At 72.9% G+C, this 26,343-nt stretch carries 28 protein-coding genes; 11 read left to right on the top strand and 17 right to left on the bottom strand.

What is annotated here, in order from left to right; all coding sequences use genetic code 11:
• A complete protein-coding gene (locus tag ACH0BZ_RS12705) occupies nucleotides 1-663 on the top strand; it encodes an energy-coupling factor transporter transmembrane component T family protein (RefSeq protein ID WP_406898847.1) in 663 nt (220 codons plus the stop codon).
• Here the strand turns inward: ACH0BZ_RS12705 and ACH0BZ_RS12700 are convergent.
• The 8 genes from ACH0BZ_RS12700 to ACH0BZ_RS12665 all read right to left on the bottom strand — a co-directional run bounded on the left by ACH0BZ_RS12700 (nucleotide 614) and on the right by ACH0BZ_RS12665 (nucleotide 7,697).
• On the bottom strand, nucleotides 614-1,102 hold the full coding sequence (locus tag ACH0BZ_RS12700) for a hypothetical protein (protein ID WP_406898845.1): 489 nt from the start codon (nucleotides 1,100-1,102) through the stop codon (nucleotides 614-616). The genes ACH0BZ_RS12705 and ACH0BZ_RS12700 overlap by 50 nt on opposite strands.
• A gap of 18 nt (nucleotides 1,103-1,120) precedes the next feature.
• Nucleotides 1,121-2,167 (bottom strand): oxygenase MpaB family protein, encoded by a 1,047-nt coding sequence (locus ACH0BZ_RS12695; RefSeq protein ID WP_406898844.1) that lies wholly within the window; start codon nucleotides 2,165-2,167, stop codon nucleotides 1,121-1,123.
• Nucleotides 2,168-2,253: 86 nt separating this feature from the next.
• Nucleotides 2,254-2,652: a hypothetical protein gene (locus ACH0BZ_RS12690; protein ID WP_406898843.1), complete on the bottom strand. Its 399-nt coding sequence runs from the start codon at nucleotides 2,650-2,652 to the stop codon at nucleotides 2,254-2,256.
• Nucleotides 2,653-2,709: 57 nt separating this feature from the next.
• Entirely contained in the window at nucleotides 2,710-3,672 is a 963-nt protein-coding gene (locus ACH0BZ_RS12685; RefSeq protein WP_406898841.1) for a siderophore-interacting protein, read from the bottom strand.
• Nucleotides 3,669-4,526 (bottom strand): ABC transporter ATP-binding protein, encoded by an 858-nt coding sequence (locus tag ACH0BZ_RS12680; protein ID WP_406898839.1) that lies wholly within the window; start codon nucleotides 4,524-4,526, stop codon nucleotides 3,669-3,671. The genes ACH0BZ_RS12685 and ACH0BZ_RS12680 overlap by 4 nt, the downstream gene beginning before the upstream one ends.
• Nucleotides 4,523-5,596, bottom strand: a complete 1,074-nt coding sequence (locus ACH0BZ_RS12675) for a FecCD family ABC transporter permease (RefSeq protein WP_406898836.1) — start codon at nucleotides 5,594-5,596, stop codon at nucleotides 4,523-4,525. The genes ACH0BZ_RS12680 and ACH0BZ_RS12675 overlap by 4 nt, the downstream gene beginning before the upstream one ends.
• Nucleotides 5,593-6,609, bottom strand: a complete 1,017-nt coding sequence (locus ACH0BZ_RS12670; protein ID WP_406898835.1) for a FecCD family ABC transporter permease — start codon at nucleotides 6,607-6,609, stop codon at nucleotides 5,593-5,595. Before ACH0BZ_RS12670 ends, ACH0BZ_RS12675 begins: the two co-directional genes overlap by 4 nt.
• 8 nt (nucleotides 6,610-6,617) lie before the next feature.
• Complete coding sequence (locus ACH0BZ_RS12665; protein WP_406898833.1) at nucleotides 6,618-7,697, bottom strand: iron-siderophore ABC transporter substrate-binding protein; 1,080 nt, start codon at nucleotides 7,695-7,697, stop codon at nucleotides 6,618-6,620.
• Between the two features lie 219 nt (nucleotides 7,698-7,916).
• Between ACH0BZ_RS12665 and ACH0BZ_RS12660 the strand changes: the two genes are divergently transcribed.
• The 4 genes from ACH0BZ_RS12660 to ACH0BZ_RS12645 all read left to right on the top strand — a co-directional run bounded on the left by ACH0BZ_RS12660 (nucleotide 7,917) and on the right by ACH0BZ_RS12645 (nucleotide 13,612).
• Entirely contained in the window at nucleotides 7,917-9,437 is a 1,521-nt protein-coding gene (locus ACH0BZ_RS12660; protein WP_406898831.1) for a pyridoxal phosphate-dependent decarboxylase family protein, read from the top strand.
• The gene (locus ACH0BZ_RS12655; RefSeq protein ID WP_406898830.1) at nucleotides 9,434-10,804 is read left to right on the top strand and encodes a lysine N(6)-hydroxylase/L-ornithine N(5)-oxygenase family protein; all 1,371 of its coding nucleotides are present in this window, start codon (nucleotides 9,434-9,436) and stop codon (nucleotides 10,802-10,804) included. Before ACH0BZ_RS12660 ends, ACH0BZ_RS12655 begins: the two co-directional genes overlap by 4 nt.
• Nucleotides 10,801-13,164 (top strand): GNAT family N-acetyltransferase, encoded by a 2,364-nt coding sequence (locus ACH0BZ_RS12650; protein WP_406898828.1) that lies wholly within the window; start codon nucleotides 10,801-10,803, stop codon nucleotides 13,162-13,164. The genes ACH0BZ_RS12655 and ACH0BZ_RS12650 overlap by 4 nt, the downstream gene beginning before the upstream one ends.
• Before the next feature lie 61 nt (nucleotides 13,165-13,225).
• Nucleotides 13,226-13,612 (top strand): MmcQ/YjbR family DNA-binding protein, encoded by a 387-nt coding sequence (locus tag ACH0BZ_RS12645; RefSeq protein WP_406898827.1) that lies wholly within the window; start codon nucleotides 13,226-13,228, stop codon nucleotides 13,610-13,612.
• A gap of 18 nt (nucleotides 13,613-13,630) precedes the next feature.
• Here the strand turns inward: ACH0BZ_RS12645 and ACH0BZ_RS12640 are convergent, their stop codons facing one another.
• Nucleotides 13,631-14,386: a serine/threonine protein kinase gene (locus ACH0BZ_RS12640; RefSeq protein ID WP_406898826.1), complete on the bottom strand. Its 756-nt coding sequence runs from the start codon at nucleotides 14,384-14,386 to the stop codon at nucleotides 13,631-13,633.
• 84 nt (nucleotides 14,387-14,470) lie between these two features.
• Between ACH0BZ_RS12640 and ACH0BZ_RS12635 the strand changes: the two genes are divergently transcribed.
• The 5 genes from ACH0BZ_RS12635 to ACH0BZ_RS12615 all read left to right on the top strand — a co-directional run bounded on the left by ACH0BZ_RS12635 (nucleotide 14,471) and on the right by ACH0BZ_RS12615 (nucleotide 18,888).
• Nucleotides 14,471-14,848 carry a PH domain-containing protein gene (locus ACH0BZ_RS12635; RefSeq protein WP_406898824.1) on the top strand — a complete coding sequence of 126 codons (378 nt, stop codon included), beginning with the start codon at nucleotides 14,471-14,473 and terminating at the stop codon, nucleotides 14,846-14,848.
• 13 nt (nucleotides 14,849-14,861) lie between these two features.
• Nucleotides 14,862-16,016 (top strand): alkaline phosphatase family protein, encoded by a 1,155-nt coding sequence (locus ACH0BZ_RS12630; protein WP_406898823.1) that lies wholly within the window; start codon nucleotides 14,862-14,864, stop codon nucleotides 16,014-16,016.
• A 216-nt stretch (nucleotides 16,017-16,232) separates the two neighbouring features.
• Complete coding sequence (locus tag ACH0BZ_RS12625) at nucleotides 16,233-17,414, top strand: zinc-dependent alcohol dehydrogenase (RefSeq protein ID WP_406898822.1); 1,182 nt, start codon at nucleotides 16,233-16,235, stop codon at nucleotides 17,412-17,414.
• On the top strand, nucleotides 17,411-17,890 hold the full coding sequence (locus tag ACH0BZ_RS12620; protein WP_406898821.1) for a substrate-binding periplasmic protein: 480 nt from the start codon (nucleotides 17,411-17,413) through the stop codon (nucleotides 17,888-17,890). Before ACH0BZ_RS12625 ends, ACH0BZ_RS12620 begins: the two co-directional genes overlap by 4 nt.
• The gene (locus tag ACH0BZ_RS12615; protein WP_406898820.1) at nucleotides 17,887-18,888 is read left to right on the top strand and encodes a cation diffusion facilitator family transporter; all 1,002 of its coding nucleotides are present in this window, start codon (nucleotides 17,887-17,889) and stop codon (nucleotides 18,886-18,888) included. Before ACH0BZ_RS12620 ends, ACH0BZ_RS12615 begins: the two co-directional genes overlap by 4 nt.
• Nucleotides 18,889-19,024: 136 nt before the next feature.
• On the opposite strand, the gene ACH0BZ_RS12610 is transcribed toward ACH0BZ_RS12615, so the two are convergent.
• The 3 genes from ACH0BZ_RS12610 to nadA form a co-directional block, all read right to left on the bottom strand.
• Nucleotides 19,025-19,546 (bottom strand): hypothetical protein, encoded by a 522-nt coding sequence (locus tag ACH0BZ_RS12610; protein ID WP_406898818.1) that lies wholly within the window; start codon nucleotides 19,544-19,546, stop codon nucleotides 19,025-19,027.
• Nucleotides 19,547-19,562: 16 nt separating this feature from the next.
• Nucleotides 19,563-20,384 carry a carboxylating nicotinate-nucleotide diphosphorylase gene (gene nadC / locus ACH0BZ_RS12605; protein ID WP_406898948.1) on the bottom strand — a complete coding sequence of 274 codons (822 nt, stop codon included), beginning with the start codon at nucleotides 20,382-20,384 and terminating at the stop codon, nucleotides 19,563-19,565.
• Nucleotides 20,385-20,455: 71 nt separating this feature from the next.
• On the bottom strand, nucleotides 20,456-21,517 hold the full coding sequence (nadA, locus tag ACH0BZ_RS12600; RefSeq protein ID WP_406898817.1) for a quinolinate synthase NadA: 1,062 nt from the start codon (nucleotides 21,515-21,517) through the stop codon (nucleotides 20,456-20,458).
• A 71-nt stretch (nucleotides 21,518-21,588) separates the two neighbouring features.
• Here nadA and ACH0BZ_RS12595 point away from each other — a divergent pair, with 71 nt between their 5' ends.
• Nucleotides 21,589-22,305, top strand: coding sequence for an NrtR DNA-binding winged helix domain-containing protein (locus tag ACH0BZ_RS12595; RefSeq protein WP_406898816.1), 717 nt, complete (start codon nucleotides 21,589-21,591; stop codon nucleotides 22,303-22,305).
• Here the strand turns inward: ACH0BZ_RS12595 and ACH0BZ_RS12590 are convergent.
• The 5 genes from ACH0BZ_RS12590 to ACH0BZ_RS12570 all read right to left on the bottom strand — a co-directional run bounded on the left by ACH0BZ_RS12590 (nucleotide 22,268) and on the right by ACH0BZ_RS12570 (nucleotide 26,113).
• Complete coding sequence (locus ACH0BZ_RS12590) at nucleotides 22,268-22,879, bottom strand: hypothetical protein (RefSeq protein WP_406898815.1); 612 nt, start codon at nucleotides 22,877-22,879, stop codon at nucleotides 22,268-22,270. The two genes, ACH0BZ_RS12595 and ACH0BZ_RS12590, sit on opposite strands and share 38 nt — an antisense overlap.
• Nucleotides 22,880-22,896: 17 nt before the next feature.
• On the bottom strand, nucleotides 22,897-23,184 hold the full coding sequence (locus ACH0BZ_RS12585) for a hypothetical protein (protein ID WP_406898814.1): 288 nt from the start codon (nucleotides 23,182-23,184) through the stop codon (nucleotides 22,897-22,899).
• Nucleotides 23,184-24,197 (bottom strand): biotin synthase BioB, encoded by a 1,014-nt coding sequence (gene bioB / locus ACH0BZ_RS12580; protein WP_406898812.1) that lies wholly within the window; start codon nucleotides 24,195-24,197, stop codon nucleotides 23,184-23,186. The genes ACH0BZ_RS12585 and bioB overlap by 1 nt, the downstream gene beginning before the upstream one ends.
• Before the next feature lie 66 nt (nucleotides 24,198-24,263).
• Nucleotides 24,264-24,950, bottom strand: coding sequence for a dethiobiotin synthase (gene bioD / locus ACH0BZ_RS12575; protein WP_406898811.1), 687 nt, complete (start codon nucleotides 24,948-24,950; stop codon nucleotides 24,264-24,266).
• Entirely contained in the window at nucleotides 24,947-26,113 is a 1,167-nt protein-coding gene (locus ACH0BZ_RS12570; protein WP_406898810.1) for an 8-amino-7-oxononanoate synthase, read from the bottom strand. The genes bioD and ACH0BZ_RS12570 overlap by 4 nt, the downstream gene beginning before the upstream one ends.
• Nucleotides 26,114-26,343: the final 230 nt, after the last annotated feature.

Genomic DNA, 26,343 nt, shown 5'->3' with positions numbered 1-26,343 from the left:
GTGTTCGCCACCTACCTGCCGGGCACCTCGCCGCTGCACCGCCTGTCGGCGGGCTGGAAGATCCTGCTCGTGTGCGTACTCGTGCTGGCGATCTCGGTGACCGTCCGGGAGCCGTGGCACGTGGCACCCGCCCTCGCCCTGGCCGCCGCCCTGTACGCGGTGGGGCGCATCCCGCCCCGCGCGGCGTGGGGGCAGGTCCGGCCGGTGTTGCCGATGCTGGTGGCGATCCTGCTCCTGCAGTGGCTCGTCGCGGACCTTTCCACCGCGGTGCGTGTGGTGGGCGCCCTGCTCGCCGCGATCGCGGTGGCCGGTCTCGTCGCTCTCACAACCCGGATCTCGGACATGCTCGACGCGGTCACACGCGCCGCCGGTCCGCTGCGGCACATCGGCGTCTCCCCCGACCGTGTCGCCCTCGTCCTGGTCCTCACGGTGCGCGCGATCCCCCTCATCGCCCGCCGGTTCCGGCAGGTCGGTGAGGCACGGAAGGCCCGCGGGCTCGGGATATCGATCCGGGCGCTGGTCGTGCCGACGGTGCTCGGGGCACTGCAGACCGCGGATCAGTTGGGCGACGCACTGGCGGCGCGCGGGGTGGACGACGGAGAAACGTCTGTCATCACTCCTGCAAAAGGACGTCGTCCGCGGCCTCCGGTAGAGGGACGTTGACCATCTTCTGACGTTCCTGAGTGGTGAGAAGCTGCGCCCGCAGAGCCGGATCGAGGTCCACGACGTGAAACTCGACTCCGAAGACGTCAGCCGCGTGCTGCACCCATCCTGTGATCGACTGGCGGGCCTCATCGCTCGCGAACGCGATTATGGCTCTCACGTCGGTGTAGTCGGGGTCCTGCCGCAACATCGCGAGTTTCAGGACATCTTGTGCGATCTTCTTGAGCTGACCGCCCTTCAGCCTGCCCTGTCGCGCATAGGCCTCGACCGCGGCCCCGCCGTCTTCGCTCACTGCATCGAGGTGGATCCTTGCCCCGTTGCTCAGCGTCAACGCACCACCCGCGTCGAAAGGGATCCGGAGCTTTTCCGATAGCGCCGCGACGATTGCGCTCTCCGCTCCCCGCTGTACGGACGAATCGCTCGGATGGGGTCCGGTCATGGTGTGGACCTACGTCGGCTAGCCCGTCCGCTGTGTCGGCGCCGCGAACTCCAGCAGCGCATCGTGATGGTTGTGCGCGTACGGCCGCGGCGCACGACCGGTCTGCCGAGCAGCGAGGAGGTCTGCGTACTGCTCGAGTGGGGGCCGCGGATCGCCGAACGCCTTCCGCGCCTCGGCGGGCGTATAGACGGAGGAAGTGGCCGCCGGGATCCCGCGCAGATACCCCTCGAGCACCGGCCCGCCGCGCGGGGCGACGCGCCGCAGGAACCACAGCTGCGCCGGGGTGCTGCGGGCGAGGGCGGCCATCGCGGGCCGGATGACGGCGCCCACCCCGGCGTCGACGAGCACCGACTGGTGCACCCCCATGAGCGGGCGCATCCACCGCGGGTAGGTGGCGATCACGCCGGCGCGGACGAACGGGCCGAGGACCGCGCGCATCGGTGCCGGCAGTGCGGTGAAGACGGTGCGCATGCCGTCGAGGATGAAGTCGATGTTGTGCACCGCGGCCTCGGAGGCCGCGAGCCGGTCGCGCCAGTCGTCGAAGTACTTCTGGACCTCGCCCCGGGTCCGCGGGACGTCCGCGACCCGGATCGGCTGACACTCGGCGGCGACGGCGCACTCGCGCCAGTACTCGTTCTCGTCCGCCCGGGTGAGCCGTCCGGGACCGTACCGCTCGTAGACGTAAAGGATTGAGTGCCACGCGGTCATGTGGATCCACAGCTGGGAGTCGGGATCGTTGGAGTCGAATTCACCGCCGGTGACCGGGTTGGGGCCGTGCGCCCGGGCGTGAACCTTCATGAGGATGTCGGAGGATTTCATCACCGACTCGGCGTCGCCGAAGAGCACGGTGGCGAAGTACTGCACTGTGCGGTCGTAGCGCAGGGCCGGACGCTGGACCACCTGCCCGCTGTGGTCGACCGCCGCGGTGAGGTCGGGGTCGAGATGCTCGATGGTGACGGCGCGGATGAAGCCGAGGAGGGCGGAGGTCGGGTACGCCCACACCCGTCGGGCCACGGAGTCAGGGGCGAAGAGCCCCTCGTCCTGTCGGATTCCATCGGAAGTCATAGTTGACACCACCCTTGATTTTGTCCAGTGGTGGAACTGTAACACCGAACGTGATGCGCGTCACCCGTCGATCGGTCGTCGGGACCCTACGGGGTACGCCATTCGTGATCGCACACGGAACAGAGAAACTCAGGGGTGTCGTCGGTGATGATGCAGCCCACGGTCGCGGTCCCCACCGGCCCGGGCCCCGGGGCGTACCCCCATAGCACCTTGACGGTCCGCCCGGCACCGCACCGCGGACAGGACGGGCGACCGACGCAGGTCAGCTCGGTGAACGACGGAGCCCCGGGGCCGTGCAGTCGGGCGTGGCAGCTGCGGCAGACAAAGACCCCGTCGGTTCCGGCGAACTCGACGTCGCCGCCTTCGAGCCGGTGGAACTCCGGTGTCGCGTCCTCGTCCCCGCAGCACGGGCAGCCCGGCGGGTAGGTCACCGGGGGCGCGGCGAAGGGGGGCGACACGCAGCCCTCGGGATCGGTTCCGGCCATCTCTCATCACCTCGGCTCCATGATCACACCCGGGTCGGACAGCGGACCCGCCTGCGACTACGACTCCGCGCTCCCCCGCCGCCAGTAGCCCATGAACGCCACCGCCTCCCTCGGGATCCCCGCCGCGTCCACGCAGAGACGCCGCATGGCGCGGACGAGCCCGGCCTCGCCGGCGAGGAACACGTACGGGTCGTCGCCGGCGGCCCCGGAGGCCGGCTGCCAGTCCCGCTCGGCCGGACGGTGGCCCGCCAGGACCGTCTCCACCGCGGCCTCACCGAGGCCGAACTCCCAGGACAGCCGTCGTGCCAGCGCCTCACCCGGGGCCTCGCCGCGCGCGAGCACCGAGACGATCCCCGGGGTGCCCGGCGCGTGGTCCCGCGCGTCCGCCGCGAGCGCCCGGGCGTCCGCCGCGGTGGGGACCTCGACGAGGATCCGCACCTCCCGCGCCCCGGCTGGTTCGGCGGCCAGTTCCTCCGCGATCGCCAGCAGCGCGGGCGCCGCCGTCTCGTCGCCGGCACACACGACGCGGGCGGCCTCCCCCGGCGCCCACGCGGCCCACGGCGATTGCGCGAGGCCGGGTCCGAGCACGCGGACCCGGTCGCCGACGCGCACCTCGCGCGCCCACGCCGAGCCCGGCCCCTCCTCGGCCCCCGGGTGCACCACGACGTCGACCGTGATCGACGGCACCGACGCACCGTCCACGACCGCCGTCCCCGACCGGCGCACGGTGTAGGTCCGCATCCATCCCCGTTCGGCCTCGGGCAGAGCGAGCCAGCCACGCACGTCGGCCGCGTCCGGCTTCACGCCGAGGCCGGACCCGTCACGCCCTCCGCCGGGGGGCGGAATCAGGAGCTTGACGTAGGCGTCCCCGGCGGTGCCGCCCGCCATGAGCGCGCCGCTCCAACGCGCCAGGTCCCTCCCGGCCACGACGAGGCGGACGAACGACCCCCCCAGCGGCTCGGCCGCCACCACGGTGGTCTCGGCGCAGACGATCGGTTCCTCTACGGCGGTAGCGGTCATGCGGTGTCCTTTCGTCGTGCCCGCGGCAGGACCACGGGGTCCCCGGTCACGGGGTCGTCGAGCACGTCGGCCTCCAGGTCGAAGACGCGGCGCAGGGTGTCGGGCGTGATCACCTCGCGCGGCGGCCCCGCGGCCACCACGCCTCCGTCCGCGACGGCCACGAGGTGGTCGGCGACGCGGGCGGCCAGGGTGAGCTCGTGGAGCACGGCCACCACGGTGCGGCGCCCGGCCCCGTGGCCGGCGGGCAGCGGCAGCCCCCGCACGAGGTCCAGTACGTCGAGCTGGTGCGCCAGGTCGAGGAAGGAGCACGGCTCGTCGAGCAGCAGCGTGGGCGTGGCCTGCGCCAGGACGAGCGCGATCCAGGCCCGCTGCCGCTGCCCTCCGGAGAGTTCGTCCACCCGCCGGTCGGCGAGCCCGACCGTGTCGGTGAGCGCGAGCGCCTCGGCGACGGCGGTCTCGTCGTCACTCCCCCCGCCCCACCACCGCCGGTGCGGGTGCCTCCCCCGGGCGACCAGCTCGGCCACGGTGAGCCCCTCCGGCACGAGCGGGGACTGGGGCAGGAAGGCCACGGAGCGCGCGTACTCGCGCGGGCGAATCCGGGCGAGGTCCCGCCCGCCGACCTCGATCGTCCCCGCGCCCGGGGTGAGTTGGCGGCCGAGCGCGCGCAGGAGGGTGGACTTCCCGCAGCCGTTGGCGCCGACGAGCACCGTGGTGCGCCCGCGGGGGATGTCCAGGTCGAGCCCGTCGATCACGGGATCGGCGCCGTAGCCGAGGCGCACTCCGCGCAGCCGGAAGGCGGGGTCGGCGGTCGGCGGGTCCGCCGGGGGTCGCAGGGCGGTGGAGGGACGGGTCATGACGCGGCCTTTCGGGAGCGCAGAAGGATCCAGAGCATGGCGGGGGCGCCCAGGGCGCCGGTGACGACCCCGGTGGGCAGGTCCACCCGGCCGAGCGCCTCGGCGGCGACCACGTCGGCGGACACGACGAGCACCGCGCCGACGAGCGCCGCCGCGAGCAGGCGCGGCCGTCCGCCCCCGAGCGCCGTGGCGACCGGGGTGGCGAGCAGCGCCACAAAGGCCAGGGGGCCGGACACGGCGGTCGCGGTGGCGGCCAGGACGACGCCCACGCCGAGGGCGGCGGCGCGGGTGGGGACGGGCCGGGCCCCGAGCCCCACGGCCAGCTCGGGGCCGAGCTCGGCGGGCCGGAGCGCGCGGTGGAGCCACGCGGCCGCGGGGAGGACGACGACGAGGACCGCACCGAGCCAGGTGATCCGTTGCGCGGAGGCCCCGGACAGCGATCCCACGGTCCACACCACGGCCTCGTGGGCGCTCGTCAGGGTCAGCCGCGCGACGAGCTGGGTGACCACGGCCGTGGCGAGCGCGGCGACGGCGACCCCGCCGAGGAGGAACCGCTGCCCGACGATACCCGTGCGTCGCCCGGCGGACGCCGCGAGCACCAGCGCGAGGGCGACCGTGGCCCCGGCGAGGGCCGCCGGGACCACGGCGGTGCCCCGCAGCCCCCACAGCGCCATCCCGGCGACGGCCCCGGCGGACGCACCGTACGTCACGCCGAGGATGTCGGGGCTGGCCAGCGGGTTACCGAGGACCCGACGGAAGAGCGCGCCCGACGCGCCGAAGGCGCAGCCCACGAGTGCGGCGAGCACGGCGCGGGGCAGCTTCTCCTCGAGCACCACGAAGCTCGCCCCGGGCAGGGTCGCGCCGCCGACGATCGCGAGGAAGTCCGGGATCGTCACCGTGTACCGGCCGAGCAGCACACGCACGGCCATCGCGCCCAGGAGCACCACGGCGAGGCCCGCGGCGACGGCGGCGGCGCGGCGCCGACGCCCGGCACAGAGCTCACGGACGCGGTCCACGGCGGCGCTCGCGGCGGGATCGACCGGCGTGGTTCCGGTGCCGGCGGTGCTCACGCGGGCACCGCCGCCCCACGCAGCCCGCCGCGGCGCAGGAGCACGAGGAGGAACGGCACCCCGAGCGCCGCGGTCATCACGCCCACGGCGACCTCACCGGGCGGGGCGATCACGCGGCCGACGGTGTCGGCGAGGAGCACCACGGCGGGTCCGACGAACGCGGAGAGGGCGAACACCGCGCGGTGACCCGCGCCCACCACCCGACGCAGCACATGCGGCACGAGTAGACCGAGAAAGGCGATCGGGCCGGCCAGCGCGGTGGCCACTCCGGAAAGGATCACGACTCCGGCCAGGACCGCGGCCCTGCCCGCCGCGGGCCCCACCCCGAGGCCGCGGGCGAGGTCGTCGCCCAGCGCCAGGGCGTCGAGGGTGGACGCGCCCAGGAGCACCAGCAGCAGCCCCAGGACGACGAACGGCAGCGCGGCCCCCAGCTCGGACATCCCGGTGCGGGCCACCGAACCCAGGCCCCAGAAGCGGAAGCGGTCGAGCACGCCGGGCAGCGCCACGACGAGCGCCGACGTGAGGGCCGTACAGCCGGCGGTCACGGCGGCGCCGGCGAGCACGAGTCCCGTGTCGGAGTCGGCGCCGAGCCGGCCGGCGGAGACCACCACGACACCGGCGGCCAGCGCGCCGCCAACGGCGAACAGCGCCACCGCGTGGGGTCCGGCGGCCGGCGCCAGGGCCAGGCCCACGACCACGGCGAGCGCGGCCCCCGCGGTGAGACCCAGCAGCCCGGGGTCGCCGAGCGGGTTGCGCGTCGCGCCCTGCAGGCCGGCTCCCGCAACGGCGAGCGCGGCGCCCACGAGGATCGCGGTGAGCGTGCGCGGGACGCGGGCCGACACCACCGCCTCGTCCATCGTGGCCGCGCCCGTGCCCGGAAGTCCCAGGCCGCTCACGACCTGCCACACCACCTGCGGGTCCACGGCCCGGGCGCCGACGAACAGCGAGACCGCCGTCGCCGCGGCGAACAGCACCGCGGTGACGAGTGCTGCGAGGAGCGTGGTCCGGGGCATCGGGCAGCTCAGCGCCGCTCCGCGACGGCGACGATCTCGGGCACGACGTGCTCCAGGGCCCACGGCAGACTCAGCGGCGACGCGGCCGAGAGGGCGAGGACCTCCTGCTCGTCGGTCTGCACGACCATGCGTCCGGCCTCGACGGCGGGGATGCGCCCGAGCAGCGGGTCCCGCTCGATGGCCTCGCGGACGTCCGGGGAGGCGCCGTAGGTGACGAGGATGTCGGAGTCGAGTTCGTCGGCCCGCTCAGGCGACCACGTCACGGAGAACTCGTCGGGCGTGCCGCGGGAGGCCTCGGCGACGGCCGGGGACTGGACCATGCCGAGCTGCTCGAGGAAGCGGGGGCGGTTGTCGACGCCGGTGTAGGCGTAGATCTTCTCCGCGGCCGCGGGATCCACGGTGCCGAAGACGAACGAGGTTCCCCGGATACCCGGGTGTTCGTCGGCCACCGCCGCGATGCGGCCCTCGACGTCGGCGATCACCTCGTCGGCCCGCTCGGACAGGCCGAGCGCCTCACCGATGAGTCGGGTGGAGTCCTGCCAGGCGGTGCCGAACGGCGCGTCACCCTCGGGCATCGCCACCGTCGGGGCGATCTTGCTCAACGTGTCGTACTCTTCCCGAGTCATGCCGGAATAGGCGCCCAGGATGAGGTCCGGCTCGAGCGCGGCGATCGCCTCGGCGTCGATGCCGTCCGTCTCGGAGTACAGCGTGGGTGTCTCGCCGCCGTGGCGCTCGAGCTCGGCGTCGAACCAGTCGGTGGAACCGGCGGCGTTGGCGCCGAAGGACGCCCGGGGCATGCCCACCGGTACCACCCCGAGCGCGAGTGCGACGTCCGCGTTGACCCACGAGACCGTGGCGACGCGCGTCGGGGCGGCCGGGATCTCCGTGGTGCCGTACGCGTGGGTGATGGTGCGGGGAAAGTCGCCGGTACGCTCGACGTCCGTCGAGGCCGAGCCCTCCCCGCCGGTGTCGCCGATCGCACCCGTCGAGCAGCCCGCCAGCAGCGCGAGAAGCGCCGCGGCGGCGGCCAGGACGAGCAATGCGGGTCGGAGTCTGCCGATTCCGGCAGGGGCGTCGGTGAGGGACATGCGGTCTCCGTTGACTCGGGGTGGGTGCGCCGCGCGGCGGGTGGGACACGCCCGCGAACAACCACTTAGGTTTGGCTTACCTTGCTTCGGGAGACGGTAGACCGAGGGCATCCCTCAGCGCAAGGCCACCGTTTTAGAATCTCACTTCCACACTGCGGCAGAGTGTTTCATCTCACATCACCATTGCTTAGGTCAGGCTACCCTAACTACCGTTCGCCGGTGCCCACCGATATCGACCAGACCGGAGCACCCGTGCACGAGCACCTGCTGACCCGCCACAACCGCCACGGCCACGACGCCGCGCTGGCCGCCGCCACCGCCGAGGTCGGGAGATTCCTCGACGGCAGGACCACTCCGAGATCGGCCGCCTCGCCGTCGTCTCTCGCGGCCGCCACCGCCGCCGTGGACCTCGACACCCCGCTGGGCACCCTCGAGGCGGCACTGGACGAGGTCCGCCGCCTCTACCTCGACCACGCCGTGGGGTACCACCACCCGCGCTACCTTGCGCACCTCAACTGTCCGGTCACCCTGCCCGCCCTCGCCGCAGAGACACTGGCCACCTCGGTCAACACGGCTGTCGAGACCTGGGACCAGGGCACATCGGCATGCCTCATCGAGCAGCGTCTCCTCGACTGGGTCTGCGGCCTCGTCGGCTTCGACCCCTCCCCCGGAACGTCCCCGGACGGGGTGTTCACCAGTGGGGGCACCCAGTCCAACCTGCACGGCCTGTTCACCGCCCGCGAAGCCCGTCTGGCCCGGCCCGGAACCGGCGACCGGTGCGCGCGCCTGCCCCGGTTGCGGATCGTCACCGGCCCCCACGCTCACCTGAGCGTGCACAAGGCGGCGCGGTTGCTCGGTCTCGCCCCCGACGCGGTTACGGTCCTCCCGGGGACCGACGACCGGATGGATCCCGCGGCGCTCGCGGATGCCCTGGCCGCGATCGCCTCGACCGGGGACGAGGTCGCCGCCGTGGTCGCACTCGCCGGCACCACCGACCATGGGGCGATCGACCCGCTGGCCGACATCGCCCGGGTGTGTCGAGAACACGATGTGTGGTTGCACGTGGACGCGGCCTACGGCGGAGGGCTGCTCGTCTCCTCCACCCACCGCGGGCTGCTCGACGGGATCGAGCACGCCGACTCGGTGACCGTGGACTTCCACAAGACGTTTTTCCTCCCGGTGGCCGCATCTGCCCTGCTCCTGCGTGACGGCGCCGGGTTCCGCCACTCCACCGTGAACGCCGACTACCTCAACCCCGCCGACGGGGACACCCACGCGGTGGACAAGTCACTCCAGACCACACGCCGCTTCGACGCGCTCAAGCTCTGGATGACGCTGCGCGTACTCGGCGCCGACGGCATCGGTCGGCTCCTCGACGACGCGATCGCCGCCGCCGGGAGGGTCGCGTCGATGGTCGCCGCCGATCCAGAGCTCGAGCTGGTCCGTCGGCCGGCGCTGTCCACGATCCTGTTCCGCCCGCGGCCCCCGGGATGTCGCGACGGCGAGGCGGACGGCCTGGTCCGACCGGTCCGGGACGCGATGTTCGCCGAGGGTCGATCCCTCGTCGCCGCGACCCTGGTGGACGGGCGGCCGTGCCTCAAGCTCACCGTGCTCGACCCCACCCTCACCGACACCGACGCCGCGGCGGTCCTGACGGAGGTGCGTCGCACGGCCGCGCACCTCCACCGCGACGCGGTACGTGATCGCCGCCCGCACGCCGCCACGGGGGTGGTCGGATGAGCGAGCGCGTCCACGACCTGGTGGGGATCGGTATCGGCCCGTTCAACCTGGGCCTGGCCTGTCTGGCCGAGCCGCTGGACCTGGACGCGGTGTTCCTCGACGCCCGCGACGGGTTCGCCTGGCACCACGGGTTGATGCTCGAGGATTCCACGGTCCAGGTGCCGTTCCTCGCCGACCTCGTCACGTTGGCCGATCCGACCTCTCCGTACTCGTTTCTCGCCCACCTGAAGGAGGTCGGCCGCCTCTACCGCTTCTACATCCGCGAGGACTTCCAGCCACTTCGCGCCGAGTACGACGCCTACTGCCGCTGGGCTGCCGACCGCGTGAGCGGCCTGCGGTGGGGCCGCGAGGTGGTGGACGTGCGCCGGGTGTCGGGACGGCCGGAGAACGACCCCGTCTACCGCGTCACCGCGAACACCGACGCCGGTACCGAGACCCACCTGGCCCGGCACCTCGTCGTGGGGGTCGGCACCCGCCCCTGGTCCCCCGTCGAGACGCGGTCGATGGACGGGGGAGCCTGCACGGCACTGCACGCCTCTGACTACCTGCCCCGACGCGACGAGCTGCTCGCGCGCGACGCGGTGACGGTGGTGGGCAGCGGCCAGTCCGCCGCGGAGGTCTACCACGACCTGCTCTCGCGCTCGGGGGCATTCGGGCCCAGGATCGACTGGCTGACGCGTTCCCCGCGCTTCTTCCCGATGGAGTACACCAAGCTCACCCTCGAGATGACATCCCCCGAGTACGTCGATCACTTCCACGCGCTCCCCGGCGGCGCCCGGGACCGGCTGCTGCGGGAGCAGCGCTCGTTGTACAAGGGGATCGACTCGGACCTCGTCAACGCGATCCACGAGTTGCTCTACCGCCGCGAAGTCCACGGGCTGTCCAACGGGTTGCTGGTGGCGGCCACCGAGCTCGAGGAGGCCCACCGCGTCTCCGACGGCGTCCGGCTGCACCTGCGGTGCGCCGACACGGGGCGACAGTGGACGCATCGCACCGAAGGGCTGGTCATGGCGACCGGTTACGCCCCCACACCACCGAGCTTCCTCGCCGGGGTGGCCGACGAGCTCGACACCGAGGACGCGCCCTCGGCACCCGGACCGAGCGCCCGCTACAGGGTGGCCCGCGACCACAGCATCGACCGGGCCCATTCCCGGATCTGGGTGCAGAACGCCGAGGAGCACACCCACGGCCTCACAGCACCGGACCTGGGCATGGGGGCGATGCGCAACAGCATCATCCTGCGCGGGGTCACCGGTCGCGAGGTCTACCCCGTCGAGGAGCGCATCGCGTTCCAGCGCTTCGGCGCCCCCGCCCCCGCCACGGCCGCGGCCGCGACAGAGGTCGCCTCACCCCAGGAGGTCCTATGACCACCCACACCGTCCACACGTCAGCGGGACTGGTGACGCTCGAACCGATGCCGCTCGACCGCGCCACGGTCGGCAGCCTCCACGCCTGGCTCACCCACCCGGGCGCCGGGTACTGGGGAATGAGACACCTCGACCGGGACGAGGTCGGCGAGGTGTTCGCGAACTGGAACGCCTGCCCACACCGAAGGGTGCACCTCGTCCGCATCGACGGGATGCGGGTCGGCCTCGCCGTGACCTACGACCCCGCCGAGGTCGAGCTCGCCGGACGGTACCCGCACGAGCCGGACGACCACGGCATGCACCTGCTCCTGGCCCCCACCCGCACGCCGGTCCCCGGCACGAGCGCGGCGGTGATGGGAGCGATCTGCGAGACCGCATTCGGTGCGCTCGGCGCGCGCAGGCTCGTGGTGGAGCCGGACCTGGACAACACCGCCGTGCACCGGCTCAACGCGAGGGCCGGCTTCGTCGCCCACGGACCGCTCGCCCTACCCGACAAGACCGCCCTGTTCTCGTCCTGCACGGCGGAGGCGTACCGCGTCTCCGAGATCGGACGCCGGACGCACGCCCTCCCGGTGCGCGGCGCCCCCGAGGACGGCGCGCACCGCCACCTCACCGGCCACGCGATGCGTCGAGCGCACCGCCACCTGTGCGTCAAGGCGCTCGCCGAGTTCGCGCACGAACGGCTCATCACGCCGAAGGCCCTGTGCGACGCCGGCGACTCCCCCACGTATGCCGTCCGCGCGGGGCGCGAGACGTGGACGTTCCGTGCCCGCCGGCTCCCACTCGATCACTGGGTCGTCGACGAATCGTCCCTGCGGCGCGAGGTCGATGGCGCGCCCGCCGAGCCCGACGCCCAGGCGCTCGTCACCGCGCTCTCGCCCCACCTCGGGATCACGCCGGGGACAGCGGAGATTTATCTCGAGGAGATCGCCGCCACGCTCTTCTCGGCCGCGTTCTGCCTGCACCATCGGGACCGGCCCGCGCAGGACCTCGCCGCCGCCGGACTGCAAGAGGTCGAGGCGGCGATGACCGAGGGGCATCCGGGGTTCGTGGCCAACAACGCCCGAATCGGTCTCGGCCTCACGGACCGCCACCGTCTCACGCCCGAGGCCCCGGCTACCGTCCGGCTCGTGTGGCTGGCCGCCCGCCGCGACCTGTGCCACCTCGCGACCGTCCCCGGACTCGACGAGGACGCGCACTACGAGGCCGAGTTCGGGCGGGACGGGCTCGACCGCTGCCACGCCACGCTGCGCGCGCTCGGCCTCGACCCCGCCGACTACCGCCTGCTGCCCGTGCACCCATGGCAGTGGGAACACCAGATCGCCGTGGCGTTCGCGCCCGATCTCGCCCACCGCCACCTCGTGTACCTCGGCGAGTCGAGCAGTGAGTACCGACCCCAGCAGTCCCTCCGGACCTTTTTCGACGTGAGTCGCCCCGGACGCGCGTACGTCAAGACCGCGCTCGCGGTGCGCAACATGGGCTTCACCCGCGGACTGTCCCCGAAGTACATGCGCGACACCCCGGCCGTCAACGCCTGGGTGGCCGATCTCGTGGCCGCCGACACCGTTCTCGCCCGGCTACGATTCGGCGTTCTCCGGGAGGTGGCGGCGATCGGCTACACGGGCGACGCCTACCACCGGGCGGCCGACTCCGGGACCGCGGAGGAGGGCCCTCACACCAGGATGATCGCCGCCCTGTGGCGGGAGAGCCCGGTGCCCGGACTGGCCGCCGACGAGCGCGCCGTGACGCTCGCCGCGATGCTGCACGTGGACCCGCACGGGCGACCCCTCGTCGTCGAACACCTCGAGCGCTCCGGCCTTGCGGCCCGCACCTGGCTGCGGACGCTCCTCGACGTCTACCTCGCACCGATCGCCCGGTGCCTGGTCGCCCACGGCGTCGTCTTTATGCCCCACGGCGAGAATGTGATCCTCGTGCTGGACGAGGCGCACGTGCCACGGCGGGTGCTGCTCAAGGACATCGGCGAGGAGGTCGCCGTGGTCCGCGACCGCGATCTCCCCGCCGACCTGGCGAGGATCCGGCACGTCGTGGACCCGGAGACCGCGGCACTGGCGGTCCACACGGACGTCATGGACGGCGTGTTACGGCACCTGTCCGGGATCCTCGACACCGCCGGGGCGCTCTCTGCATCGGCGTTCTGGGACGTGGCCCGGGAGTGTCTGGAAGACCTCGCCGGCGACGAGGTGGACTCCCCCGCCTGGGCGCCCCTGTTCGCGCCGGAGTTCCGGCACTCGTGCCTCAACCGACTGCAGTTGCGCGACGCGCGACACATGGTGGACCTCACCGACCAGGCCGGCTCCCTGCAGTTCGCGGGAACGCTGCCCAATCCGGTCGCGCGGTAGGCCGGGTCCGGAACCCGGCGCGGTCAACGGTCCTGGCCGTAGTCGGGGTAGCGTCGGCGACATGGACGGGCGGGAACTGCAGCACCGGGCCGCGATGCGGGCCCGGGAGCTCCCGGCGATGACGCTGGAGTTCCCGTTCGGCCCGGACTACGACGTGTTCAAGGTCCGCGGCAAGATGTTCATGTTCCACACCGTGCTCGGGGACGAGCCCGTCGTCGTCCTCAAGGCCGTGCCCTCGGATTCCCTCGCCCTGCGCCAGGCGCACGCCGACGTCACGCCCGGTTACCACATGAACAAGCGGCACTGGATCACGCTGCACCCGGGCGGCAGCCTCACCGACGGGATGGTCGACGAGCTGGTGGCCGAGTCCTACCTGCTCGTCGTGGAGAAGCTGCCGCGGGCGCAGCGGCCGGTCGAGCCATACGCCTTCGGCCGCCGGCAGCGCTGAGCTGGCAGCGCTTCGCCGTCAGCAGGTGACGATCTGGTTGGGGTCGCTCGTGGTGTCGAGCCACCGGCCGTACGCGTCCCCGCCCGCGGTGCGCACGTCGGCGCACAGCTCGGCCTTCGAGTAACCGGAGGGACGGTAGACCGCGTAGATCACGTTGCCGCTGGGGTCCCGCTGCCGCAGCGACGGGCAGGACTGGTCCGTGCGCAGGTACAAGGCTCCCGGATTCCGTGCCAGCGCCGCGGAGACCTCCTGCTCATACTGCCCCGGCGTGACCGCGGAGTACAGCACGACGATCCCGCGCCCGTCGCAGCTCGGTCGCGTCATCGGCACCGACAGCCCCAGGTCACCGGGCACCGTGTTCGGGGCCGGGGTAAAGGTCGAGGAGGAGGTGCTCGCCTCCGTCGACTCCGAGGTCGTTGTGGACCGCGAGGTCGCCTCGGTCTCGGTGGTCGGCGAGGCGCTGGTCGGCCGGGCCTGGCTCGTCACCGTCTCTTCCGCCGGCTGCTCGGTCGTGGTGTCCGCCACGACGGCGGTCCCCGGGTCGTCGGACCGGGTCAGCATGTAGCCCAGGACGCCGCCCATCGCCACGACGAGGACGACGACGAGTCCCACCAGCGCCCAGATGATGCCGTTGCCCCCGGAGCCGTCGACGCCCCCGCCGTACGGGTGCCCCGCCCAGTCAGCGCCATCGTTCCAGCCACCCTCGTTCCAACCGCCCTCGTTCCAGCCGCCGCCATCCCCGCGGCTCCAGTCGCCCTGCCACACGTCGGACACCCCCACTCCCCTCCGGACCGGGTTCGCCAGCCGGTCCCCCGAATACCCGCCTATCGTAGTGACCCCAACCGACAGGAGAAGCACATGACCTCGGCCGTCGCCAACATCGCCCAGTGGACCTTCGTCGCGGAGTGCCCCATCCCGCAGGACATCGGCCCGATCCTGGTCGAGGGCGAACAGCCCCTCGCCGCGTACAAGACCTTCCGGGACTCGGCGATCTTCACCACCAAGCGGCTGATCGTCCGCGACGCCCAGGGACTCACCGGCAAGAAGGTGGAGATCTATTCGCTGCCCTACAACGCGATCAGCATGTGGTCGTCCGAGAACGCCGGGCGCATGCTGGACTTCAACGCCGAACTCGAACTGTGGACGCGGGCCGGCCACATCAAGATCAATCTCGGCAAGGGGATCGACATCCGTAGGCTCGATCACCTGATCTCGCACGTGGTCCTCAACGGATAGGGAGAGTGGGGGCATGTCCGCACTCCCCGCCGCCCCCTCCGACCACTCGCTCGCCGACGTCATGCCGTCCGTGGCCTCCGCGCTCGGCGTGGACATCCGCAACCCCCTCGGTCTCGACCCCGCGGGCGACGCCGTCCTCGTGCTCGTCGACGGGCTCGGCGCCGAACTCATCCGCGCGCACGCCGAGGACGCACCCACCCTGTCCGCCCTGGCCACACGCATGATCAGCGCGGGCTTCCCCGCCACCACCGCCACGAGCCTGACGAGCCTGGCGGTGGGCGCCCCCTGCTCGCGGCACGGGATCGTGGGCTACAGCTTCCGCCTGTCCCCCGCCGGCGGCGGGCCGCCCACCACGTTCAACCCGCTGCGGTGGACCCTCCGCGCCGCCGACGGCCCCTCCGCGCTGGACGCCTTCCCGCCGCGTGAGGTCCAGTCCCGGCCGAGCCTGCTCGAGGTCCTCGACGGCGAGGGCGTCGGGGTCCACTACGTCATGCGCCCCGAGTTCCGGGACTCCGGACTCACCCGCGCCGCGTTCCGCGCAGCCGGCACCCTACGGCCGGCGGTCTCGCTCGACGAGGTCCGCGACGGGATCCTCGACGCGGTGGGCGCCCCCTCGCGGACCCGTCGGTTCGTCTACGCCTACTACGGCGACCTCGACCTCATCGGCCACATCCACGGCCCCGGGTCGCCGGAGTGGCGGCGGTCGCTGCGCGAGGTGGACGCGTTCGTGGCCGGCCTCGCCACCGACCTGCCTCGTGACTGCACCCTCGTCGTCACCGCCGACCACGGCATGGTGGCCGCGGAGACCGTCGTGGACCTGGACGCGCACCCGGCGCTCTCCACAGGCGTCGAGCACATCGCCGGGGAGGCCCGCGTCCGCCACGTCTACGCGCGGCCCGGGGCCGGCGGCGACGTCCTCGCGGCGTGGCGCGACGGGCTGACCGGTCGCGCCCGGGTCCTCGACCGGGAACAGGCGCTGGACGAGCGTCTCTTCGGCCCCGGTGCCGAGCACGCGGACCGGATCGGCGACGTGGTGGCCGTCGCCACGGGAGGGGTGATCCTCGCCCGCACCGAGGCCGAGCCGATGGAGTCGTCGATGGCCGGGCACCACGGGGCGAACACCCCAACGGAGCAGCACATACCCTTGGTCGTTCGAGAACGGGCTTAGAGAGGACGACATGCCGCCGAGGCCATCTCCTCCGCGCTCGCCGAGGACGGCGACAGAGGCGGGCACGCAGTAGTCGACGAGCCGATCCCGGTCGCCGCACCGGATGCGGTACCGACACGCCGGCCATACCGTTTGGGGCACGACCAACTCACGCACCACCCGTGCGGATCCCACGACGGGACCGGGCCGACGGGACGAGCACCAGAAGGAGCCACCATGAAGGCAGTCACCTGGCACGGCAAGCGCGATGTCCGCGTGGAGGACGTCCCCGACCCGCGGATCGAGGAACCCACCGACGCGATCGTCCGGATCACCAGCACCAACATCTGCGGATCCGACCTGCACCTGTACGAGGTCCTGGGACCGTTCATGACGCCCGGGGACATCCTCGGCCACGAGCCGATGGGCATCGTCGAGGAGGTCGGCTCCGAGATCACCGACCTCAGGCCGGGCGACCGGGTGGTGATGCCCTTCCAGATCTCCTGCGGCCACTGCCACATGTGCGGCGTGGGGCTGCAGACCCAGTGCGAGACCACGCAGGTCCGCGATCAGGGCATGGGCGCGGCGTTGTTCGGCTACTCGGAGCTGTATGGAAGCGTGTCGGGCGGGCAGGCCGAGTACCTGCGTGTGCCGCAGGCGCAGGACACCCACATCAAGGTCCCGCACGAGCACGCCGACGACCGCTACCTGTACCTCTCCGACGTCCTCCCCACCGCCTGGCAGGGCGTGGAGTACGCGCAGATCCCCGACGGCGGCACGGTCGTCGTGCTGGGCCTGGGTCCGATCGGCGACATGGCCGCTCGAATCGCCGCCCACCGCGGCCACCGCGTGATCGGCGTGGATCCCGTCCCTGAGCGCCGCGCACGCCAGGCCAACCGGGGCGTCGACGTGATCGACCCGGCCGCTGCACCCGGCGAGCTCGGCGACGTGATCCGCGACATGACCGACGGTCGCGGTCCGGACTCGGTGATCGACGCCGTCGGCATGGAGGCGCACGGCTCTCCCGCTGCAGGGGCCGCGCACGCTGCTGTGGGGATGCTGCCGAAGTTCCTCGGAAAGAAGATGATGGAGAACGCGGGTGTGGACAGACTCGCCGCGTTCTACTCGGCGATCGACATCGTGCGCCGAGGCGGCACGATCTCGCTCTCGGGGGTGTACGGCGGCAGCGCGGACCCGCTGCCCATGCTCACGATGTTCGACAAGCAACTCACCCTCCGGATGGGCCAGGCCAACGTCAAGCGCTGGGTCCCCGAGATCTTGCCGCTGCTCACCGACGACGACCCGCTGGGCGTCGACGAATTCGCCACCCACCGCCTGCCGCTCGCTGACGCCCCGCGCGCCTACGAGATGTTCCAGAAGAAGGAGGACGGCGCCGTCAAGGTCGTGCTCTCGCCATGAGCGCCGGGCGGGGTGTGGCGGCCCTCGCCCTCGGGGCGGCCCTCGTCGCGGGCTGCTCCGGGCCCTTCCCCCGCGACGTCGACGGCAGCCTCGAGCGCATCTCGGGCGGGACGCTCCGCGTCGGCGTCTCGGAGAACCCCCCGTGGACGCAGGTGTCGGACGACGGCGAGGTGACCGGCCGCGAGGCCGATCTCGTCACCGGGTTCGCCCGCTCCGAGGGCGCCCGGGTGGAGTGGACCCCCGGGGCCGAGAGCGAACTCGTCACGGCCATGACGCGCGGCGACCTCGACGTACTGATCGGCGGCCTCACCGCGGACTCGCCGTGGGAGCAGGAGGTGGCGATCACGCGCCACTACGCCGAGGAGGTCACGCCGGACGGCGACACCGAGAAGCTCGTCATGGCCACCCCGCTGGGCGAGAACGCCCTGCTCGTCGCGCTGGAGACCTACCTCGCCGGGACCGGGGAGGCGTCGTGAGCCGGCGCGGACCACGCCGGCGTGCCCCATCGCCGCCGGCGTTCGGGGACAACCACCTTCCCGACGCGCAGCGGGCCGCCCTGCGTCGGGCCGTGCGCCTGGAGTGGGTGACGATCAGCGTCCTCGCGGCGACCGTGGCGATCGTGTACCTGGTGGCCGGGCAGTCGCAGGCGATGAAGGCGGCGTGGATCGAGGACTCCCTCTCCCTGCTGCCGCCGATCGCCTTCCTCGTGGCGGTGCGCGTCGCCCGCGCGTCGCCGTCCGAGGCCTTTCCCTACGGCCGACATCGCGCCGTGGGCGTCGGCCACCTCGTCGCCGGCGTCGCGCTGCTGACCATGGGCGCGTTACTCATCGGGGACTCGGCGCACGGGCTCGTCACCGGAGAGCGTCCGCCGATCGGGACCGTCGAGCTCGGCGGGCACGTGTTCTGGGCGGGCTGGGCGATGGTGGCGGCCATGGTGGTGACCGGGGTGGGGCCGGTGATCCTGGGGCGGCTCAAGGAGAAGTCGGCGCAGGAGTTGCACGACAAGGTGCTCCACGCGGACGCGGACATGAACCGGGCCGACTGGAAGACCTCCCTCGCCACGATCGTGGGCGTGCTCGGCATCGGCCTGGGCCTGTGGTGGGCCGACGCCGTGGCCGCGCTCGTGGTCTCCGTCTCGATCGTCCGGGACGGCTGGGCCAATACCCGCGGCGCGATAGCCGGGCTCGCCGACGCGCGGCCCACCCGGTACGACGGCAGCGAGCCCCACCCGCTGATCCACGAGATCGGCCGGGTCCTGGCCGCCGTCAACTGGGCCGTCGACCACGGGGCGCGGGTCCGCGACGAGGGCCACGTGTTCCACGTGGAGGCGTTCCTCGTGCCCGCCGACGGCGAGGAGATCACCGTGGACCGCCTCACCGAGGTGCGCCGGGGTCTGGCCGGGCTCAGCTGGAAAATCGAGGACGTCGTGGTGACCGCGGTGCCGGAGATCCGCGACGCCCACCGACCCTGCTGAGCGCGGGCCGGCCGAGGCCTCTCACCGGCAGCCCCGGGGCCGAGACGTCCGTCTCGCCCTCCCGGTTGTAGGCCACCGCCCGCACGCCGTCGACCGCGTCCCACGGCTCCTCGAGCGCGCGTCAGACATGACGGGGCTACAGCGCCACCGTGTCCTCCGGGTGGTCGGAGTCCTTGAGGGGAGCCTGCGCGCCGCCGGAGAGCACGGTCTCCCCGAGTCGGGCGTCGCGGTACTTGTCGGCCTGGGCCTGGGCGATCGGCTCGCGCTTGCCGTCCTTGGCGTAACAGACCGGCAGCCACGCGCCCTCGGCGTCGAGCCGCGCCACGATCCGCGGACGGAGCCGGAACGCCTGGAGCATGTGCGACCAGACCACGATCGTGTCGAGGTCGGACGCCTCGGCGTCCGGCCGCGAGTCGGTGGTGCAGAAGTGCTGGACGCTCCGCCAGACGGCGAAGTGCCCACCGGGCGCCGTCGGGTCCACCGCCACGGCCTTGGGCGCACGGGGCGCCCGGGGGGCCTTTCGCGAGGGCGCGGGGAGCGGGGGCGGAGGGGGCGAGGTGTTCTCCCCCGCCTCCACGCGGCGGCGGGCCTCCGCCATGCGTGCCTGCCGTCGTTGCGCCGCCGCTCGTCGCTCGCTCGCGTCCCCGAAGCCGGTCATGCGTCGACAGTACGCGTCACATGTCCAGGCCGAGGTCCAGCACTGCGACCGAATGAGTGAGACCGCCCACGGCGAGGTAGTCCACCCCGCACCGGGCGTAGTCGGCCGCCACGTCCAGCGTCAGCCCGCCGCTCGACTCGAGCCGGGTCCCCGGCGCGACCGCGTCGCGGCGCTGCACGGCGATCTGGGTCTGCCAGACCGGGAAGTTGTCGAGCAGGACCAGGTCCACGCCGGCGGCGAGCATCTCGTCGAGCTGCTCGAGCGAGTCCACCTCGACCTCGCACGGCAGGTCCGGGAAGCGCTCCCGCACGGCGTCCAGCGCGGGCCGGATCCCGCCCGCGGCCACGACGTGGTTGTCCTTGACCAGCACTGCGTCGCCCAGGCCCAGCCGGTGGTTGACCCCGCCTCCGCAGCGCACCGCGTACTTCTGCAGCAGACGCAGACCGGGCATCGTCTTTCGGGTGTCGCGTACCGCGCAGCGCGTGCCCTCGAGCCGGTCCGCCCAGGCCCGGGTCGCGGTGGCCACCCCGGACAGGTGACACACGAGGTTGAGCATCGTTCGCTCGGCGGTGAGCAGCCCCCGCGTGGGCGCCTCGATCTCGGCGACCACGTCCCCGGCGGACACGCGGTCGCCGTCGACCGCGAGCAGCCGCACCTCGTAGCCCTTGCCCAGGACCTCTCCCAACACCATCTCGATGAGCGGCAGCCCGGCCACCACCCCGTCTTCGCGGCTGGTCACCCGGGCCACGGCGCGGGCGTCCGCGGGGACGGTCGCGACCGAGGTCGCGTCCGGGCCGTAGCGCAGGTCCTCCTCGAGGGCGCGCCGGACGGCGAGCAGGGCGTCGGCCCGGGTGTCGGGGCCGAACCCCTCGTCGTCGTCCCCCGGCGCGGCCCCGTCGGGCCCGACGCTCACTCCCCGGACCCCGGGTTGCCGATGGCGATCATCCTCTCCACCGACCCGCGCGCGGCCTCGGCGGTCGCCGGGTCCACGTCGACCTCGTCGGCCCCCTCCACCAGGGAACGCAGCAGGGCGGCCGGGGTGATCCTCTTCATGTACGGGCAGCTCGCGTCCTCGTTGACGGGCAGGAAATCGATCTCCGGGGCCGCCGTGCGCAGCTGGTGGATCATGCCGACCTCGGTGGCCACGAGCACCTCCTCGGCGCCCGAGGCGCGGGCGGCGTCGACCATGCCGCCGGTGGACAGGATCTTGACCCGGTCGGCGGGCACGGCGCCCTCGTCCGCCAGGTGCAGTGCGCTCGTGGCGCAGCCGCACTCGGGGTGCACGAACAGCTCGGCGTCCGGGTGCCGCTCCGCCTGATCCTCCAGCTGGTCGCCGTTGATCGCGGCGTGCACGTGGCACTCGCCGGCCCACACCCGGACGTTGTCGCGTCCGGTCATCCGGCGCACGTGCTGGCCGAGGAACTGGTCGGGCAGGAAGAGCACCTCGCGGTCCGGGTCGATGGACTCCACCACGTCCACGGCGTTGGAGCTCGTGCAGCAGATGTCGGTGAGTGCCTTGACCGCGGCGGTGGTGTTGACGTAGGAGACCACCACGGCATCCGGGTGCTCTGCCTTCCACTCGGCCAGCTGCTCCGCCGTGATCGAGTCGGCCAGCGAGCAGCCGGCGTCGGCGTCCGGGATGAGGACGGTCTTGTCCGGTGAGAGGATCTTGGCGGTCTCGGCCATGAAGTGGACGCCGCAGAAGATGATCGTGGACTGCTCGGCGCTCGCGGCGATGCGCGACAGGGCCAGCGAGTCGCCCACGTGGTGGGCGATGTCCTGGATCGCGGGCACCTGGTAGTTGTGCGCCAGGATGACCGCGTCGCGCTCGGCCGCGAGCCGGCGGACCTCGTCCGCCCACTCCTGTGTGGCCTCGACGCCCGTATAGCCGTGCTCGCCCTGACGGATCCGCGCAGCCAGCGGCGAATCGAGTCGCCCGACGGCGGTGCGTACTCCAGTGGCAGTGCTCATCGCTGCCCCCTCCCGGTGAGTCGTGCGGGCCGGTGCATCACAGGCCCCGTTTTCGTCTTACAATCGAAAACATGCGGAAGTCTAACACCGGGCACGAGGTGCTCGTCGTCGTGGGGCAGGTCAGGCCCGTCCCAGACGCCGTCGAACCCGTTCTCCACGTGTTGTTGTGGCGCCACGGTCTGGGCCCCGAGGCGGGGCGGTGGGCGCTGCCCGGCGGCGAGGTGCGTGACGACGAGGACCTCGCCTCGTCCGCGCGCCGGCAGCTCGCGGAGAAGGTCGATGTGCGCTCGCTCAGCCACCTCGAGTCGGTGTCCGAGTTCTCCGACCCGGCCCGGGTGCCCGGCCGGCGGGTGTTCGCCTCCGGGTTCCTGGGTGTCCTCCCCAGCGACGCCGACCCGGCGATCCCCGACGACACCGCGTGGTTCCCGGTCGACGCCCTCCCGGACACCGTCTTCGACCACGCCGAGATCGTGGCCCGCGCCCGCGCTCGCCTTGCCGCCAAGCTGTCCTACTCCACGCTCGGCTTCGCCCTGGCCCCCGAGGAGTTCACACTCTCGGCGCTGGCCCAGCTGTACGCGGCGGCGCTCGGCCACCCGGTGGATCCCACCAACCTGCAACGCGTGCTCACCCGCCGCGGCGAGCTCGTCCGTTGCGGCCGCAGTGCACCCCCGGGCCCGTCCGGCGGCCGCCCCGCGGCCCTCTACCGCTTCGCCGAGCGGCGGCTGCGGATCACCGACCAGTTCGCGGCGCTCAGGCCTCCCGCTCGACGGCCGGATCCGGTGCACTGACCGGGCTGGCGTCATCCGGGCAGGAGGGTCCGTCACCCAGATCATCCGAGGTGGCGAAATGCGCCAGGGCAGCCGCAGTCAGCAGAGCGACGGTCGCCGCGGCCACGAACCATCCGGCGCCGGCCGGCAGCGCCCCCCACGATGGTCCGGACTCGCCGTAGACCATCGGGCCAAAGAACAGCGGCCCCACCTCGGGAGGAAGCCCGAGCACGACGCCCGGAGGCGTGTCCTCGTCCGGGGCGAGCAGCAGGTCGGCCACGGGTGTTGCCGCCGCCGCGGCCGCAGCGCAGGTCAGTGCGGGCACGCCCGCGAGCACGACGAGCCCTCTCGGCCTCCGTAGGCCGGGATGGCACCGCCACAGGACGAGGACCGCGCACACGACCGCGGCGCCCAGCAGCACGAGCAGCAGCAACAGTTGTGCCCCGCCGGCCGAGCCGGACTCCGGGAACAGCACCCCACGGCCCTCGCCCACCGAGACCAGCTCGGTGCGCGGCGCGCCCACCAGCCACAGGGCGAGCGCCGCCACGGCCGGGGCGACCACACCGACGGCGGTGCCCACCACCCGGGGGCTCACCCGACCACGCCGCATGCTCACCCGACGTCGATGACGTCGGCCGAGATCGCGCCGTGGCGCGAACAGCGTGCCGTCCAGCCGACGGGGTCCACCTGCACGACCATCCGGCGACCACAGAGCTGGCAGAAGCGCGGCGCCTCAAGCCCCAGTTCGGCCGCCCGGAAGGCCCGCCCGGACGGGCCTTTCGCGAGGTCGGCCCCCGTGAAGGGATCGAACCGCGGGGGGACGCCGGTGAGCAGCGCCCGCTCGAGCTCGGTCGGGTCCGCGCCGTCCCTCGTCGTCGTCACCGTCGCCCCCGTGCTCATCAGATGGTGTCGTTGAGGGCCTTGATCGGCATCTGAAGGTCCTCGAGCAGATCCAGGTCCTTCTCCGCCTTGCGGCCGAGCGTGGTGAGGTAATTGCCCACGATGACGGCGTTGATGCCGCCGGTCAGGCCCTGCTCCGCGCCGAGGTCGCCGAGCGTGATCTCGCGGCCGCCGGCGAAGCGCAGGATCGTTCGCGGCAGGGCGAGGCGGAACGCGGCGATCGACTTGAGGGCCTCGGTGGCGGGCAGCACCTCGAGATCGCCGAACGGCGTTCCGGGGCGCGGGTTGAGGAAGTTGAGCGGGACCTCGTCCGGATCGAGCGCGGCCAGGTCGGCGGCGAACTCGGCGCGCTGCTCGAGGGTCTCGCCCATGCCGAGGATGCCGCCGCAGCACACCTCCATGCCCGCCTCGCGGACCATGCGCAGCGTGTTCCAGCGCTCCTCCCAGGTGTGGGTGGTGACCACGTTGGGAAAGTGCGACTTCGCCGTCTCGAGGTTGTGGTTGTAGCGGTGCACTCCGAGCGCCGCCAGCTGGTCGACCTGGTCCTGCGTGAGCATGCCCAGCGAGCACGCCACCTGGATGTCCACCTCGTTGCGGATCGCCTCGACGCCCGCGGCCACCTGGGCCATGAGCCGCTCGTCCGGGCCGCGGACCGCGGCGACGATGCAGAACTCGGTGGCACCCGTCTTGGCGGTCTGCTTGGCCGACTCCACGAGCTGCGGGATGTCGAGCCACGCGGCCCGCACCGGCGAGGCGAACAGGCCCGACTGGCTGCAGAAGTGGCAGTCCTCGGGGCAGCCGCCGGTCTTGAGGCTGATGATGCCCTCGACCTCGACCTCCGGACCACACCACCGCATGCGCACGTCGTGGGCCAGCCCGAGCAGCTCCTCCAGCTTCTCGTCGGGCAGTTGCAGGACCCGCAGCACCTGGTCGCGGCTCAGCCCCTCGCCCCGCTCGAGCACCTGCTCGCGGGCCTCGGCCAGAATGTCGGTCATCTCCGGTGCGGACGTCACTTCGGGCACTCTCCTAGGTCGGTGTTCCCCGCGCGGCGTCGGGCCGTGCGGCGGGCACGGCTGCCATTATGACGTCAGCCTCAGATCTGTGGGCGCACCGGGTGCGAACCACCCCGGCGCGTTGGCGCGGAACGCCTCCGGGGCCAGTGTCCCGGCCCCCTCCGGCACCGCCCCGAGCAGCGGCACCCCGGTCAGTCGAGGAAGGTCCTCCAGGTTGCAGCGGGCCGTCATGTCGGGCTCGGCGGGGAGGGAACCGACGAGCACCCCGGCGCAGACCAGGCCGCGACGCCGGATCTCCCGCACCGTCAGCTCGGTGTCGCTGAGCGTGCCGAGTCCGGCCCGGGTCACCACCACGACCGGCGCGTCGAGAGCGGCCGCCACGTCGAGCACCGTGAGGTCGGTGCCGAGCCGCACGAGCGCTCCCCCCGCGCCCTCGACCAAGACGAGATCGGCGTCGATCCCGCGGACGTCGGCGAGGAAGCCGTCCAGGGTGGACTGCGGTTCCCCTGCCACGCGGGCGGCGGTCTCCGGTGCCAGCGGATCACGCAGGCGCCGGCCCTCGAGCGCGACGTCCGCCCCGCCGAGCCCGGCGACCACGTCGACGTCTCCGGGCTCTCCCGCCTCCAGCCCCGTCTGGATCGGCTTGTAGACGGCAGTGCGCAGACCCCGGTCACGGGCGAGCGCGGCGAGCGCCGCTACGGCGACCGTCTTGCCCACGTCGGTGCCGGTGCCCGACACCACGAGGGCCCTCACGCGAGCTCCCCCACGGGCCCGAAGTCGGCGAGCACCTCGCCGAGGACCGCGCGGACCTGCTCGAGATCCCCGGGGGTGAGGTCGGCCCGCGCGGTCAGGCGCAGCCGCGAGGTGCCCTCGGGGACCGACGGGGGCCGGAAACAACCCACCGACACGCCGCGTCCGAGGGCTGCGTCCCGGGCTTCGACCGCCCTGACCGGGTCGCCGAGGATCACCGAGACCACCGCCGACGTGGGTTCGGCGGCGCCCGTCGCCGCGGCGAGCACGGCGGCGTTGTCCAACACCCGCGCCGCGAGCCCGGGCTCGTCCCGCAGGACCGCCAGTGCGGCGCGGGCGGCGCCGACCGCGGCCGGGGTGAGCCCGGTGTCGAAGATGAAGGTCCGGGCCGCGTCGATGAGGTGAGCGCGCACCCGACGCGACCCGAGCACCACGCCGCCCTGCGAGGCGAGCGACTTGGACAGGGTCGCGGTGACCACGAGGTCGTCGCGGCCCTGTAGCCCCAGCTCGTGGACCAGTCCTCGGCCCCCGTCGCCGCGCACCCCGAGCCCGTGGGCCTCGTCGACGAGCAGCGCCGCACCGTGGCGGCGGCAGACCGCGTGGAGCTCGGCGAGTGGGGCGAGCGCGCCGTCCGCACTGTAGACCGAGTCGGTGACGACGAGGGCCCGCGCCTCCCCCCGCCCGGCCAACGCACGCTCGACCGCCTCCACGTCACCACGAGGGGTCACCTCGACCCGCGCACGCGAGAGCCGGCAGGCATCGACGAGCGACGCATGCGATCCGGCGTCCGACACCACCAACGAATCCCGGCCAGACAGCGCCACCACCGCGCCGAGGTTCGCCTGGTAGCCGGAGGAGAACACGAGTGCGGCCCCGCTGCCGGTGAACTCGGCGAGCTCCTCCTCGAGCCGGATGTGCTCGGCCGTCGTGCCCGTCACCAGCCGGGAACCCGTGGAGCCGGTGCCCCACTGACGAAGGGACGCGATGGCCCCCTCGACGACCCGCGGATCGGTCGCCAGCCCGAGGTAGTCGTTCGAGGCCAGGTCGAGCAGTTCCTCACCACGCTCACGCGGTCGCAACGTACGACGCAACCCTTCGTTCCGGCGGCGGCGGGCCACGTCGTCGAGCCAGTCGAGGGCCCCGGAGCTGTCGGAGAGGTCGGTCACCCAGAAGACCATAGCGCCCGCTCCTGAAGCCACCTCCGGCGTCCCGAATCCGGGCCCCCGATCCCCACCGCGGGGCCCGACGCCCGCCCTCATGCGGCGCGATCGTGGTCGGTCCAGACGTGTTCGTACGCGGTTTCGTCGTAGACGTCGGCAAGGAGTCTTTCCCGCGCCATCTCGGCGGCGAGTTCGGTGTCGGTGAGGGTGTCGATGCGGCATCCGGGGTCGCTCGG

The organism is Dietzia sp. 179-F 9C3 NHS (genome assembly GCF_045369825.1).
Lineage (GTDB): Bacteria > Actinomycetota > Actinomycetes > Mycobacteriales > Mycobacteriaceae > Dietzia.
This window is presented reverse-complemented; position numbering and strand designations above follow the sequence as displayed.